Here is a 13828-nt window from a genome sequence, read left to right on the forward strand (position 1 = left end):
CAATGCCTTCGAGTCCGGTGGCTTGTCCGCCAGTTCACAAACGACGGCGGCGGGGCGTGGTCAGTCCCACTCCAGGCCGCCGCGGCGCCAGACGTAGGCGTAGGCGACGAACACGGTGGCGATGAACAGGAGCATCTCGACCAGCCCGAAGATCCCCAGGGCGTCGAAGCTGACCGCCCACGGGTAGAGGAAGACGATCTCGATGTCGAAGACGATGAAGAGCATCGCCGTCAGGTAGTACTTGATCGGGAACCGACCGCCGCCCACGGGCTGCGGGGTCGGTTCGATGCCGCACTCGTACGCCTCCAACTTGGCCCGGTTGTAGCGCTTCGGGCCGGTGAGCGAGGCCATCACGACGGAGCCGACCGCGAACGCCGCGGCGATGGCACCGAGTACGAGGATCGGCGCGTAGGCATTCATAGCCCCGCTCCCTCCGTCCAGTCGTCCTTGACTGCAGATCGGAACCACCAGGTCACCAGCGGTGAACCGATGATCCACTTCGTGAGATCCGGCTCCATGTGAGGCAGTTCACAAAGCCAGGTTGGAGCGCATCCTATGCCTGTCTGCTTGTGATCTGCGACACGCAGTTCCCGACGATCTTTGTGACCTTCGCCACCCGACGAACCCGGACGGAGCAGGACGGGGCACCACTGTTCGACCCAGAGCAGGCACTTGGCCACATACAGTCGCAACTCACCGCGAAGCGGCCGCCGTTTGACCACGGCCTATATCAATTCTGCGGCGGATCAAGCAAATTTCGGAGTGATCCGGTTTACGTGATAGAGGCACTCACTCGGCAGGTGGACCCCGGTCGGCACCCGCTTGACCCTTCGTTCACAAGCTCTCGGGAACGGCCGCCCGACGCCGCCCCCACTCCGTCCCGGCCAGCACCGCCAGCGCCCCCAGGACCGCGAGCGGCCCGAGCCGGTCACCCGCCAGCGCGACCCCGAACACCGCCGCCCACAGCGGCTCGGTGCCCAGCAGCAGGCTCACCCGTGACGGCGACGTGGCCCGCACCGCCCACAGCTGCACGAAGAACGCGAACAGCGTGCACAGCAGCGACAGGTACAGCAGCAGGCCCCAGCGCTGCCCGTCGAAGGACGCCGCCACCGACCACGGGGACGGCCCGGCGAACGGCGACGCCACCACGAACACCGCGGTGGCGAAAGCCAGTTGGACCCACGTCAGGGCCAGCGGGTCCACCCCGCGCACCGACCGCAGCCGAGCCGTCGCCAGCACGTTCACCGTCCGCGCACCCGCCGCGCCCAGCACCAGCAGGTCCCCTGCCGACGGCGCCCGCAGCCCGCCGTTCCCGGTCAGCAGCGCCACCCCCAGCACCGACAGGCCCGCCGCCGCCAGGAACGCCCCCGACGGCGCGCTGCGCCGCAACGCCGCCTCCGCGAGCGGCGTGAACACCATCGTCAGGCTGATCACCAGCCCCGCGTTGGTCGCCGAGGTGTGCACCGCCCCGTACGTCTCCAGCAGGAAGACCGCACCCAGCACCAGCCCCAGCAGCGCCCCGCCGCCCCACTGGCGCGCCGTGAGGACGCGCAGCCGGCCCCACGCCGCCGCTCCGAGCACCGGCAGCACCAGAGCGAACCGCAGGGCCAGTACGGCCACCACGGTGTCCGGCTCCGCGACCCGCTTCACCACCAGGAAGCTCGACCCCCACACCACCGCCACCGCCAGCAGCGGCAGATCACGCACGAGGCGGGGGCGGGCAGCAACGGATGCGACGGCCATGGCGGGACTCCCGGTGACGCGGTGGAGAGCCCGTGCACCGTCGAACGGGTCGAAGAACGCCGCACACCCTCCCGCACACGAACGGCGGCGGGCAAGCGATTTCCGCCTGCCCGCCGCCGTGTTCGGCCGCCGCCCGGATCAGGCCCGGGGAGCCACCTTCGCGAGGCCGTTGATGATCCGGTCCGCGGCGTCGCCGCCGGTCGGGTCGGTGAGGTTGGCCAGCAGCTTGAGGACGAACTTCATCAGCACCGGGTGGGTGAGGCCGCGCTCGGCGGCGATCCGCATCACCCGGTCGTTGCCGATCATCTTCACGAACGCCCGGCCGAGCGTGTAGTAGCCGCCGTAGGTGTCCTTGAGGATCTGCGGGTAGCGGGCCAGCGCCCGCTCCCGGCCCTCCGGAGTGATCCGGGCCATCGCCTGGACGATGACGCCGGCCGCGAGTTGGCCGGATTCCATCGCATAGGCGATGCCCTCGCCGTTGAACGGGTTGACCATGCCGCCGGCGTCGCCGACCAGCAGCAGGCCCCGGGTGTAGTGCGGCTGCCGGTTGAAGGCCATCGGCAGCGCGGCGCCGCGGATCGGCTCGGTCATGTTCTCCGGCGTGTAGCCCCACTCCTCGGGCATGCCGGCGCACCAGCTCTTCAGCACCTCGCGCCAGTTCAGGTCGCCGAACGCGGGCGAGGAGTTGAGGATGCCGAGGCCGACGTTGGAGGTGCCGTCGCCCATGCCGAAGATCCAGCCGTAGCCGGGCAGCAGCTTCTTCTGGCCACCGCGGGTGTCCCACAGCTCCAGCCAGGACTCCAGGTAGTCGTCGTCGTGCCGCGGCGACGTGAAGTACGTCCGGTAGGCGACGCCCATCGGCCGGGACTCGATCCGGTGCAGGCCCATGGCCAGCGACAGCCGGGTCGAGTTGCCGTCCGCGGCGACCACCAGCGGCGCGTGGAAGGCGACTTCGCGCTTCTCCGGGCCGAGCTTGGCGGTCACGCCGGTGATCCGGCCGGTGCGGTCCTGGATCGGGCCGCTGACATTGCAGTTCTCGTACAGCCGGGCGCCGGCCTTCTGCGCCTGACGGGCCAGCAGCTCGTCGAAGTCCGCGCGCTTGCGCACCAGCCCGTAGTCCGGGAACGAGGCCAGCTCCGGCCAGTCCAGCTCCAGCCGGACGCCGCCGCCGATGATCCGCAGCCCCTTGTTGGGCAGCCAGCCGTTCTCGGTGGACACGTCGATGCCCATGTCCACCAACTGCTTGACGGCGCGCGGCGTCAGACCGTCGCCGCACACCTTCTCGCGCGGGAACTCGGTCTTCTCCAGCAGCAGCACGTCCAGGCCCGCCTGGGCCAGCCAGTACGCGGTGGTGGAACCGGCCGGACCGGCGCCGACCACGATGACGTCGGCGGTGGACTCCACTGCGGTCTCGGTCATTCGGCTCTCTCCTGAGCGCGTCGGGTCACGGGTGGTCGGGTCCGGCCCCTCCGGCAACGGAAACGGTGCGGAGCGCCGAACCCTCGCAGTCTACGGGGCCTTGAAGCCGCGGTGGAGAGCCACGATCCCGCCGGTCAGGTTGCGCCACGCCACCTTCGTCCAGCCGGCCTGCTGCAACTCCGCGGCCAGCGCGGGCTGGTCGGGCCAGGACCGGATCGACTCCGCGAGGTATACGTACGCCTCCGGGTTCGACGACACCTTGGTGGCCACCGGCGGCAGCGCCCGCATCAGGTACTCGGTGTACACGGTACGGAACGGCGTCCAGGTCGGCGTGGAGAACTCGCAGATCACCACCTTGCCGCCGGGCTTGGTGACCCGCAGCATCTCGCGCATCGCGGCCTGGTGGTCCTGCACGTTGCGCAGCGCGAAGGAGATCGTCACCGCGTCGAACGACTCGTCCGCGAACGGCAGCCGGGTCGCGTCGCCCGCGGTCAGCGCCAGCTCGGGGTGACGGCTCTTGCCCTCGGTCAGCATCCCGATCGAGAAGTCGCACGGAACCACGTCCGCGCCGGCCTCCAGGAACGGCAACGAGGACGTGCCGGTGCCCGCGCCGAGGTCCAGGATGCGCTGGCCCGCGACGGCCCCCACCGCATCGGCCACCGCGCGGCGCCACAACCGGGCCTGGCCCAGCGAGAGCACGTCGTTGGTGCGGTCGTACTTGGCCGCGACGTCGTCGAACATGGCGGCGACATCGTGCGGCTGCTTGTCCAGATGGGCTCGGGTCACGCCCCCATTCTTAACCCAGCCCCACCGGCAACCGTCACCAGGGCTCACCGCAACGCGCGGCGGCCCCCCTTGCGGCGTCGACGCGACCGCTTGCCCTGGGTCAGCGCGGGCATCCCCTCGGCCGCGAACGCCACCGTGAACCCGCCCGCCGCGGCCCGCCCGTCCGCCCGCTTGAGCTGCCGGATCCGGTACAGGCACACCAGGCACAGCAGCGCCGTCAACGGAACCGTGGTCTGCGCCAACCCGACCCCCACCGGCTGCGGATACCGCTTCCCGCACACCCGCACCGCGCGCGCGTCGTCCGCCGCGTGCTCCAGGCAGATCGGGTCGCCGAGCTTCGCCTCCTCCGGCAGCCACAGGTCCGCCGCCGTCAGCCGCCGCCCGTCCGCGACGTACGCGACCTGGCTGTACGTCCCACTGCCACCCGGCAGTTGGGTCACCGTGCCCTCGATCCGCACCGGATGCGCGTTGATCCGGTCCGCCTGATCGGCCTGCCGCCACCCCAACAGACACATCGTGACGGCCACCACCGCACTCAGCACCGCCCCCACGTACCACCCCCGACCGGGCCTGGTCCGCGGACGATCGGAGGTGGCGGGTCGCATGCGTCCTGTTCCTGGCTCGGCGAAGTACTGAACCGGGATCGTATCCGCTGGTGGGGCGTCAGGTCACGGGGAGTCAGAACTTGTACGCGAACGGGCGAGGCCGACGGGTGCAAAACCAGGGGCTCGTGGGGGCACCTCCCAGCCCTGGCGGGCCGGGAGGTGCCCCCACGAGCCCCTGACGGAGCCTTCACCGTCTGCGATAGAGCAGCCGTCCGCCCAGGACTGTCGCCAAGCAGCTCGCCCCTCGCTCCACGTCCTCAAGGGTCCGCGCGTCGAACACCGCGAAGTCCGCCGCCCCGCCGACCGTCAACGCCCGGTGCACGGCGGTGCCGAGCGGCTGGCCGTCCAGTGGGTCGAGCGCCCCCGGCGTCCCGTCGCCCGGCAGCACGTGCAGGCCGGAGCGCGTCGCCGCCGTACGGACCGACGGCCGGTCGAACGGACCCGTCACGGCTGTCGCGCCGAAGGCGAGCATGCGTTGGAGCCCCCGGCGGGCGCTGCCGCCCCACCGTTCGTCGGTCAACCCGTCGGGCGGCGCCAGTGGCCGGTCCCCCGACTCCTCGCGCGGGTCCGGGTGGTAGGCGCCCTCCAGCAGCCACCGCCCGTGCCGGTTGACGAGCCCGGGCACCAGCACGCCGTCCCACTCGCGGACTCGTGCCGGGCTCCCGGCCAGCTCGGAGAAGGGCCCGATCTCCGCCACCTTCGCGTCGGCGACCAGCACCGCCCCGTCCACGAGGGGCGGGGCGGTGGGGTCGGCCAGCACCAGACGGGCCCGGTGCAGCGTCAGCACGGAGGGGCTCAGTTCGTGGACAGGATGGTCAGCTCGGGGTGCGCGGTGCCGCCCTCGATCGCGGTGGAGGCGATGTGCGAGGCGACCCGCGGGTCGACCGGGTCGTTGGCCGGGTCGTCCAGGACGCGCAGGTGCTGGTAGGTGGTGGAGCGCTGCGCCGGAACGCGGCCCGCGGTCCGGATCAGGTGGATCAGCTCGTGCAGGTTGGAGCGGTGCTTGGCGCCGGCCGCGGAGACCACGTTCTCCTCCAGCATCACCGAGCCGAGGTCGTCCGCGCCGTAGTGCAGCGACAGCTGGCCGGCCTCCTTGCCGGTGGTCAGCCAGGAGCCCTGGATGTGCGCGACGTTGTCGAGGAACAGGCGGGCGATGGCGATCATCCGCAGGTACTCGAACACCGTGGCCTGGGTCGAGCCCTTCAGGTGGTTGTTCTGCGGCTGGTAGGTGTAGGGGATGAAGGCCCGGAAGCCGCCGGTGCGGTCCTGCACGTCGCGGATCATCCGCAGGTGCTCGATCCGTTCGGCGTTGGTCTCACCGGTGCCCATCAGCATGGTGGAGGTGGACTCCACGCCGAGGCGGTGCGCGGTCTCCATGATCTCCAGCCAGCGCTCGCCGGACTCCTTCAGCGGGGCGATCGCCTTGCGCGGCCGCTCCGGCAGCAGCTCGGCGCCGGCGCCCGCGAACGAGTCCAGGCCGGCCGCGTGGATCCGGGTGATCGCGTCCTCGATGGAGACGCCGGAGATCTTCGCCATGTGCTCGACCTCGGAGGCGCCCAGCGAGTGGATCACCAGCTCCGGGAAGCGCTCCTTGATCGCGGAGAAGTTCCGCTCGTAGTACTCGACCCCGTAGTCGGGGTGGTGCCCGCCCTGGAACATGATCTGGGTGCCGCCCAGCTCGACGGTCTCCGCGCAGCGGCGCAGGATCTCGTCGAGGTCCCGCGACCAGCCCTTGTCGCTCTTCGGCGGGACGTAGAACGCGCAGAACTTGCACGCCGTCACACAGACGTTGGTGTAGTTGATGTTCCGTTCGATGATGTACGTGGCGATGTGCTCCACGCCCGCGTACCGCCGCCGGCGCACCGCGTCGGCGGCCGCGCCGAGCGCGTGCAGCGGGGCCGAACGGTACAGCTCCAGCGCCTCTTCGGCGGTGATCCGGCCGCCCTCGGCCGCGCGGTCCAGAACGGCCTGCAGCTGAGCGGCGGAAAGGTTCTGCTCGGACACCTGGCGGGCCTGCTTTCATCGTCGGAGGGGCGTCCCGCCCAGCCTACGCCAGCGCTTTTCCGCCCCTGCTCAGCCCTGCTGCTGCTTCGCCAGGTCCCCTTCCGGGTCGGTGCCGAGCTGTGCCCCGGTGACCGAGACGTGCAGGCCGCCGCCGTCCAGCAGGGTGTACGTCTGCGTCTCCGACTCCAGGCCGCAGCCGGACTGCGGGCCGTCCAGCCGTTCCCGGAGGGTGATCGCCCTGGCGTCGACCGACACCAGGGTGAGCACGCCGCGGCAGACGGTGCTGCTGAACGACGAGGCGTTGCTGGTCCGTCCGACGTCCTCGCCGACCTTCCCGGCGGTGAAGGTGGCCGTGAAGGTGGACGGGAGCGGGACCACCTTGGTGGTGATGGTGCCCTTCCAGGTGCCGAGGAACCCGCCGGGGAGCGCCTTACCCTCGCCCGTCGCAGCCGGACTCCCCGACCGGCTCCCGGACGGACTCGCCGACGGGCTCCCGGACGGACTCGCGGGCGGGCCGCCGACGGCCGGGTCCTGGGCGGCAGGGTGCGTGGCGCCCGGTTCGGGCTGCCAGGGCAGCGTCCCGGTCGCGGCCAGTGCGCCGTACAGCGCGCCCAGCAGCACCGCCCCGGCCGCCGCCGCGGTCCACGCCCGGCGCCGCCGTCCGCGTCCCCGACCTGCGGTCACCGCGTCGGCCGGCCCCCCGTCCAGTGCGGTGGGCACCCGGTCCGCGACGGCGGGCATCGCGGGGCCGGGCGCGCTGTCGGCCTCCAGGTCGAGCAGTTCGACGGCGGCGCGGCCGACGGCGGCGGCCAGCGGGCCGGGCAGCCAGGTCTCGGGGCCGACGGCGGCGGCGCCGGGGGCGAGCCGGGCCCGCAGTTCGGCGGGGGTGGGCCGGTGGGCCGGGTCCTTGGCCAGGCAGGCCGCCACCGCCTCGCGCAACTCGCCGTCCAGGACGCGCAGTTCCGGCTCCTCGTGGAGCACCCGGTAGAGCAGGACGGCGGCGCTGACGCCCTCGCCGAACGGGGCGGCGCCGGTGGCGGCGAAGGCCAGCAGGGCGCCCAACGAGAAGACGTCGCCGGCCGGTCCGACCGGCGAACCGGCGGCCTGCTCGGGCGACATGAACCCGGGCGAGCCGACCACGTACCCGGTGTGGGTGACCGAGGCGGCGGCGTCCAGCGCCCGGGCCACCCCGAAGTCGATCAGCCGGGGGCCGTCCAGGGTGAGCAGCACGTTGGACGGTTTGACGTCCCGGTGCACCAGGCCCAGCGCGTGCACCTGTTCCAGGGCTTCGGCCAGCCAGGCGCCGAGTGCGTGCACGGAAGGCACCGGCAGCGGGCCGCCGGTGTGCACGGCGGCGCCGAGCGAGGGGCCGGCGATGTAGCCGGTGGCGACCCAGGGGCGGGGGCCCTCGGTGTCGGCGTCCAGGACGGGCGCGGTCCACCGGCCGCCGACCCGGCGGGCGGCGGACACCTCCTGGCGGAACCGGGCCCGGAACTCCGGGTCGTCGGCGAGCTCGGGGCGGACCACCTTGACCGCGACGGTCCGCCCGCCCGCCGTCCGCCCCAGGTACACCCGCCCCATGCCGCCGGCCCCGAGCCGCCGCAGCAGCCGGTGCCCGCCGATCGTCGACGGGTCGTCAGCCGTCAGCCGCTCCATGACCGTTCCCCTCCGGCGCGGGCCGTCGCTCCTCGGCGGCGACGGGCCCTTCTGGACCGGTCCGATCATCCCAGGGCGGTCACCGGTCCGACACGGCCGTCCTCAGACCGCCGCGACCGGTTCCGCCGCGACCGGTTCCAGCAGCCGGATCGTCACGTCCGGTGCGAAGCCGCTGTCGTGCGCGACCCGGCGGGCGAACTCGGCCAGGCCCGCCAGCTGGCGCCCGCCCAGCGAGAAGTCCAGCGCCTCGCTGAAGTACCGCTCCAGCAGCGGCGCGTCGAACGCCTCCCAGCGGGCGGCCTGTTCGGCCACCATGGCGGCCTCGGCCAGCGAGAGGTCGCGGGACTCCAGGAACGCCCGGTGCACGGCGGCGGTCAGCTCCGGGTGCTGCTCGACGTACTCGCGGCGGGCGGCCCAGACCGCGAAGACGAAGGGCAGGCCGGTCCACTCCTTCCACATCGCGCCGAGGTCGTGCACGGCCAGCCCCTGCCGGGGGGCCTGCTCCAGCGAGGCGCGCAGCGCGGGGTCGCCGATCAGCACGGCGGCGTCGGCCTCGGCGAGCATCGCGTCCAGGTCGGGCGGGCAGCTGAAGTACTCGGGGCGTACCCCTTCGCGCTCCTCCAGCAGCAGCCGGGCCAGCCGGACGGAGGTGCGGCTGGTCGAGCCGAGCGCGACCCGGCGGCCGTCCAGTTCGGCCAGCGGGAGCTTGCTGACGATCACGCAGGACATCACCGGGCCGTCGCTGCCCACCGCGATGTCGGGGAGGACCATCAACCGGTCGGCGTTGCGCAGGTACTCCACACAGGTGATCGGGCCGATGTCGAGGTCGCCGGCCACCAGCCGGTCGCTCAGCTTCTCCGGGGTGTCCTTGGTGAGGTCGAGATCGAGCAGGTTCCCCGTGCGCGCCAGCCCCCAGTAGAGGGGAAGACAGTTGAGGAACTGAATGTGTCCGACCCGCGGCCTGACCGCCGCCGCCGGCTGTTCGGCTGCCCGACTGCTCACCGTGTACTCCCTTGCCGTTGGTGCTCTCCCGGCAGGGTATGCCTGCTGCTCCGAGGGGTCCGCACCCGGTGCCCGACACACCGTTCGGGGGCCCTCCGACACGCTCTCCGACACCTCCGTCGGCCCCTGGTCGGGGCCGCCACCGCGTGCTACCGTTCACACCAGTTGCAGTTTGATTCCCCTTGCAGTACTTGGAGCCTGCGGAGCGTGTAACCGCAGGCTTTTTGTAATTTTTCAGCAGTATCAGGCATCAATTGAGCATTGATTGAGCACTGTGCGAAAAACTCCGGACTCGTCCGGAGGCAGGGCGATCAGCGCAGCGGACCCGGGCGCCACAAGGTGTGGTGTCCACTACGTCCCTTGCAAGGAGAACGGTATGGCGACCGGAACCGTCAAGTGGTTCAACGCCGAGAAGGGCTTCGGCTTCATCGCCCAGGAGGGCGGCGGCCCCGACGTCTTCGTCCACTACTCCGCCATCAACGCGACCGGCTTCCGCTCGCTGGAGGAGAACCAGGCGGTCAGCTTCGACGTCACCCAGGGCCCGAAGGGCCCGCAGGCCGAGAACGTCGTCGCTATCTGACATCTCTCACTTCTCTGATCGCTCACGGCCCCTCGGGTCCGTATGAGTAGCAGTTCCAAGGGGGCCCGCCGATCGGCGGGCCCCCTGCCTTTTCCCGCGCATTTCCCGACCCGCCATTTCCGTCCGCATTCCGGACGGAATTCCGGGAATGCGCCGACCCCCCGCCTCGGCCGGGTCCGACCCCGCTCCCGGCGCCGCCGTCCGTCCGGGGGATCATCGAGGAATGCTCCGCGTCCGATCCGCCCACCGCGCCCTCGACCGCACGCTGCACCGGATCGGCATCGACGGCTACCTCCTGCTCCTGCTCGGCACCATTCTGCTGGCCACCGTACTGCCCGCCCGGGGCGCCGCCGCGAGCGCCGTCACCGGCGGCGTGCACCTCGCCGTCGGCCTGCTGTTCTTCCTGTACGGCGCCCGGCTCTCCCCGCAGGAGGCGCTGGCCGGGGCCCGGCACTGGCGGCTGCACCTGCTGATCCTCGGCTGCACCTTCGTGCTGTTCCCGCTGCTCGGCGAGGCCACCCGGCTGCTGCCCGACGCGGTGCTGCCGCCGGAGCTGTTCACCGGCGTGCTGTTCCTCACCCTGCTGCCGTCCACCGTGCAGTCCTCGATCGCGTTCACCTCGATCGCCGGCGGCAACGTCGCCGCCGCGATCTGCGCCGCGACCTTCTCCAGCCTGCTGGGCATCGTGCTGACCCCGCTGCTCGCCGCCTGGCTGCTCTCCGGCGCCTCCGGGGTCGCCGTCGACGGCGGCCAGGTGCTGGACGTGGTGCTGCAGCTGCTGGTGCCGTTCGTCGCCGGGCAGCTGCTGCGCCGCCGGGTCGGGCCGTGGATCGCCCGGCACCGGCTGGTGACGCAGCTGGTGGACCGCGGCTCGATCCTGCTGATCGTCTACAGCGCGTTCGGCGAGGGCGTCCGCGAGGGCAGCTGGGGCCGGGTCACGACGGGCCAACTGCTGGCGCTGGTGGCGCTGTCGACGGCGCTGCTGGCCGCCGTCCTCGGCTTCACCCACGTCGCCTCCCGCCGGCTCGGCTTCGCCCGCCCGGACCGGATCACCATCCAGTTCTGCGGTTCCAAGAAGTCCCTGGCCAACGGCCTGCCGCTGGCCACCATCCTGTTCCCGGCCGGCGCGGTCGGGCTGACGGTGCTGCCACTGATGCTGTTCCACCAGATCCAGCTGATGGTCTGCACGGTGCTCGCCCGGCGCTGGGCCCGCCAGGCCCCTGACGACTCGTCAACAGCTACGCTGCACGGGTGACTTCACTGCCGGACACCCCGCAGACCCGGGTCGGCGCGGCCGAACGCGACGCCGCCGCCGAACGCCTCCAGCAGGCCTACGCCGAGGAGCGGATCACCCACGAGGAGATGGAGCAGCGCCTGCAGCAGGCGCTCACCGCCACCACCCGCGCCGAACTCGACCTGGTCACCGCGGATCTGCCCGCCGACCCGCGCGGCGACGCCGACACCGCCACCCTCGCCGCCGGCGGCGGGCGGATCGTCCGCCGCGGCGCCTGGCGGGTACCCCGCACCCTGAAGGTCGCCTCCGCGTTCGGCAAGATCCGGCTCGACCTGTCGCACGCGGTGATCGAGCACCCGGTGGTCGACATCGAACTCGGCCTGGGCTTCGGCCGCGCCACCATCACCGTCCCGCACAACGCCACCGTCGACGTGGACGGCGTCCAGGGCGGCTGGAAGGCGGTCCGCTACCGCCCCCCGCGCCACGCCACCCCCGGCGGCCTGCACATCCGCATCACCGGCACCTCGGGCTTCGGCCGCGTCCGCATCCGCCACGCCCGCCGGCGCTGACCGGCGGGCGGCTTCAGAACTCCGAGGTGTCGAGCCGTACTCCGAACGGCTCCGGCAGTTCGATCGGCTCCCCGAACGGCAGCGGCCCGACCACCCGGGTGTACCCGAGCGGCCCCGGCTCCGCGAACAGTGTGCAGGCCCGGTCCCGGCGGTCGATCAGCAGGTAGAGCGGGGCCCCGTATTCGGCGTACCGGCGCGGCTTCACCGCCCGGTCGGTGTCGCCGTTGGAGTCGGACGTCACCTCGACCACCAGCAGGGTCTGGTCCGGGAGAAGTGTGTCGCCGTCCTTGGACAGCGAGCGGGGCACGATCGCAATGTCCGGAATGTACCAATTGCTCGACCCGGGAAGATCCAGATCGCCGGAGCCCATGATGCGGCTCAACTCGCGGGCCTTGTCCCGTAGCTGTTCGCGGACCCCGTCCACCAATGTCTCGTGCCCCCACCTCGGCACCAGCGGCTCAATGACCCCGTCGATGATCTGGACGCGTTCACCGGCGTGGTGCTGGATCGCGTACTTCAGGGCCTGTTCCGGATCGACGGAGTCGTACGACAGTTCGCCGGGCAGAGCACTCATCGCCCCCCTCCTTGCGTCGGCCCCACGCTACTGACCGGCCCAGCGCGCCCCAAGCAGTCTCACTCCAACGAGCGATGGCCCGCACCCCGGAAGGGGTGCGGGCCATCGACGTGAGCGACCGTCAGGCGGCAGCCGGCACGGCGGCCGGGCGGTCCTCGGCGAGCAGGTCACCGGTCGGACGGTTGTAGGCGGCGAGGTCGAGGGTCTTCTCGCGGGCCGAGACCAGGATCGGGACGACGACCTGACCGGCCACGTTGGTGGCGGTGCGCATCATGTCGAGGATCGGGTCGATGGCCAGCAGCAGGCCGACGCCCTCCAGCGGGAGGCCCAGGGTGGAGAGGGTCAGGGTCAGCATCACGATCGCGCCGGTGAGGCCGGCGGTGGCCGCGGAGCCGATCACCGAGACGAAGGCGATCAGCAGGTAGTCCTTGATGCCGAGGTCGATGCCGTACACCTGGGCGACGAAGATCGCGGCGAGCGACGGGTAGATCGCGGCGCAGCCGTCCATCTTGGTGGTCGCGCCGAACGGGGCGGCGAACGACGCGTACTCGGACGGGACGCCGAGGCGCTCGGTGACGCGGCGGGTGACCGGCAGGGTGCCGACCGAGGAGCGGGAGACGAAGGCCAGCTGGATCGCGGGCCAGGCGCCCTTGAAGAAGTTCAGCGGGTTGAGGCCGCCGACGAAGCGCAGCAGCAGCGAGTAGACGCCGAACATGACGATCGCGCAGCCGACGTACACGTCGATGGTCAGGGTGGTGAAGGGCTTGAGCAGGTCCCAGCCGTACAGCGCGACGGCCTTGCCGATCAGGCCGATGGTGCCGAGCGGGGCGAGCCGGATGACCCACCACAGGGCGGTCTGGACGAGTTCGAGCACGCTCTCGGAGAGCTTGCGGACCGGGGCGGCCTTGTCGCCGAGCTTCAGGATGGCCGCGCCGACGACCACGCCGAGGAAGACGATCTGGAGGACGTTCACCTTCAGGAAGGCGTCGGCGATGTTGGTCGGAATGATGCCGGTCAGGAAGTCGATCCAGCTGCCGCCCTTCTCCACGCCCTTCACGCCGGCGGTGGAGATGTTCGCGCCCTTGCCGGGGTCGGTGAGCAGGCCGAGGCCGAGGCCGACGGCGACCGCGATCAGCGAGGTGGCGAGGAACCAGAACAGCGTGCGGGCGGCCAGCCGGGCGGCGTTGGTGACGTTCCGCAGGTTGGCGACCGAGACGATGATCGCGGTGAAGACCAGCGGCGGGACGGCCAGCTTGAGCAGCTGGACGAAGGTCTTGCCGACGGTGTCGAGGGTGGTCTTCAGCCAGGACACGTCGCCGGACCGGGCGATCCAGCCGAGCAGCAGGCCGAGGACGAGGCCGCCGACGATCTGGACCCAGAACGGGGTGCGTCGGATGCGTCCCAGCAGCGTGGGCGCGGTTTCGGGCGCGGTGGACATGGGTGTGCGACTCCGGGAGAGGCAGGGGTGGGGTGGGTGCGGAGGCGGCGGCACGCCGGACGCGGGGCCGGGTGGGGAGACCCGGGGGCCGACAGCGGAGCTGTCAGGGCGTCAGGAGCGGCGTGTCGCCCGCATACAGCCGCCGGAGCGACAGCGGCACGGGCCGTCCAGGGCACCGGGCAGACGCGGGCAGCGGGACATGAGCGGAGTGCTCGTCC

14 protein-coding genes are annotated in these 13828 nt (G+C 71.8%); 3 read left to right on the plus strand and 11 right to left on the minus strand.

Annotated features, from left to right (window positions below; translation table 11 throughout):
- Window positions 1–60 precede the first annotated feature (60 nt).
- From ACI1MP_RS17020 to ACI1MP_RS17060, 9 genes are all read right to left on the minus strand, one after another.
- A complete protein-coding gene (locus ACI1MP_RS17020; RefSeq protein ID WP_014137597.1) occupies window positions 61–420 on the minus strand; it encodes an NADH-quinone oxidoreductase subunit A in 360 nt (119 codons plus the stop codon).
- A 414-nt stretch (window positions 421–834) separates the two neighbouring features.
- The gene (locus ACI1MP_RS17025) at window positions 835–1743 is read right to left on the minus strand and encodes a DMT family transporter (RefSeq protein ID WP_404868956.1); all 909 of its coding nucleotides are present in this window, start codon (window positions 1741–1743) and stop codon (window positions 835–837) included.
- Window positions 1744–1881: 138 nt separating this feature from the next.
- Window positions 1882–3162, minus strand: a complete 1281-nt coding sequence (locus ACI1MP_RS17030; RefSeq protein WP_100587508.1) for a geranylgeranyl reductase family protein — start codon at window positions 3160–3162, stop codon at window positions 1882–1884.
- A gap of 90 nt (window positions 3163–3252) precedes the next feature.
- A complete protein-coding gene (locus tag ACI1MP_RS17035) occupies window positions 3253–3948 on the minus strand; it encodes a demethylmenaquinone methyltransferase (RefSeq protein ID WP_043915667.1) in 696 nt (231 codons plus the stop codon).
- A 44-nt stretch (window positions 3949–3992) separates the two neighbouring features.
- The gene (locus ACI1MP_RS17040) at window positions 3993–4553 is read right to left on the minus strand and encodes a hypothetical protein (RefSeq protein WP_100587509.1); all 561 of its coding nucleotides are present in this window, start codon (window positions 4551–4553) and stop codon (window positions 3993–3995) included.
- 187 nt (window positions 4554–4740) lie between these two features.
- On the minus strand, window positions 4741–5340 hold the full coding sequence (locus ACI1MP_RS17045) for a hypothetical protein (RefSeq protein WP_404868957.1): 600 nt from the start codon (window positions 5338–5340) through the stop codon (window positions 4741–4743).
- 8 nt (window positions 5341–5348) lie between these two features.
- A complete protein-coding gene (gene mqnC / locus ACI1MP_RS17050; RefSeq protein ID WP_043915664.1) occupies window positions 5349–6557 on the minus strand; it encodes a cyclic dehypoxanthinyl futalosine synthase in 1209 nt (402 codons plus the stop codon).
- 69 nt (window positions 6558–6626) lie between these two features.
- Window positions 6627–8213, minus strand: coding sequence for a serine/threonine-protein kinase (locus ACI1MP_RS17055; RefSeq protein WP_404868958.1), 1587 nt, complete (start codon window positions 8211–8213; stop codon window positions 6627–6629).
- A 102-nt stretch (window positions 8214–8315) separates the two neighbouring features.
- Entirely contained in the window at window positions 8316–9215 is a 900-nt protein-coding gene (locus ACI1MP_RS17060) for a menaquinone biosynthetic enzyme MqnA/MqnD family protein (protein WP_404868959.1), read from the minus strand.
- Window positions 9216–9591: 376 nt separating this feature from the next.
- On the opposite strand from ACI1MP_RS17060, the gene ACI1MP_RS17065 reads away from it, so the two are divergent.
- The 3 genes from ACI1MP_RS17065 to ACI1MP_RS17075 all read left to right on the plus strand — a co-directional run bounded on the left by ACI1MP_RS17065 (window position 9592) and on the right by ACI1MP_RS17075 (window position 11598).
- Window positions 9592–9795, plus strand: coding sequence for a cold-shock protein (locus ACI1MP_RS17065; protein ID WP_043915662.1), 204 nt, complete (start codon window positions 9592–9594; stop codon window positions 9793–9795).
- A 223-nt stretch (window positions 9796–10018) separates the two neighbouring features.
- Window positions 10019–11050 carry a bile acid:sodium symporter family protein gene (locus tag ACI1MP_RS17070; protein WP_404868960.1) on the plus strand — a complete coding sequence of 344 codons (1032 nt, stop codon included), beginning with the start codon at window positions 10019–10021 and terminating at the stop codon, window positions 11048–11050.
- Entirely contained in the window at window positions 11047–11598 is a 552-nt protein-coding gene (locus tag ACI1MP_RS17075; protein ID WP_404868961.1) for a DUF1707 domain-containing protein, read from the plus strand. Before ACI1MP_RS17070 ends, ACI1MP_RS17075 begins: the two co-directional genes overlap by 4 nt.
- Window positions 11599–11611: 13 nt before the next feature.
- Here the strand turns inward: ACI1MP_RS17075 and ACI1MP_RS17080 are convergent, their stop codons facing one another.
- Window positions 11612–12172 carry a Uma2 family endonuclease gene (locus tag ACI1MP_RS17080; protein WP_404868962.1) on the minus strand — a complete coding sequence of 187 codons (561 nt, stop codon included), beginning with the start codon at window positions 12170–12172 and terminating at the stop codon, window positions 11612–11614.
- Window positions 12173–12293: 121 nt separating this feature from the next.
- A complete protein-coding gene (locus ACI1MP_RS17085; RefSeq protein WP_043915658.1) occupies window positions 12294–13610 on the minus strand; it encodes a dicarboxylate/amino acid:cation symporter in 1317 nt (438 codons plus the stop codon).
- Window positions 13611–13828 lie beyond the last annotated feature (218 nt).

It is taken from the genome of Kitasatospora griseola, assembly GCF_044999035.1.
GTDB classification, from domain to species: Bacteria; Actinomycetota; Actinomycetes; order Streptomycetales; family Streptomycetaceae; genus Kitasatospora; species Kitasatospora griseola.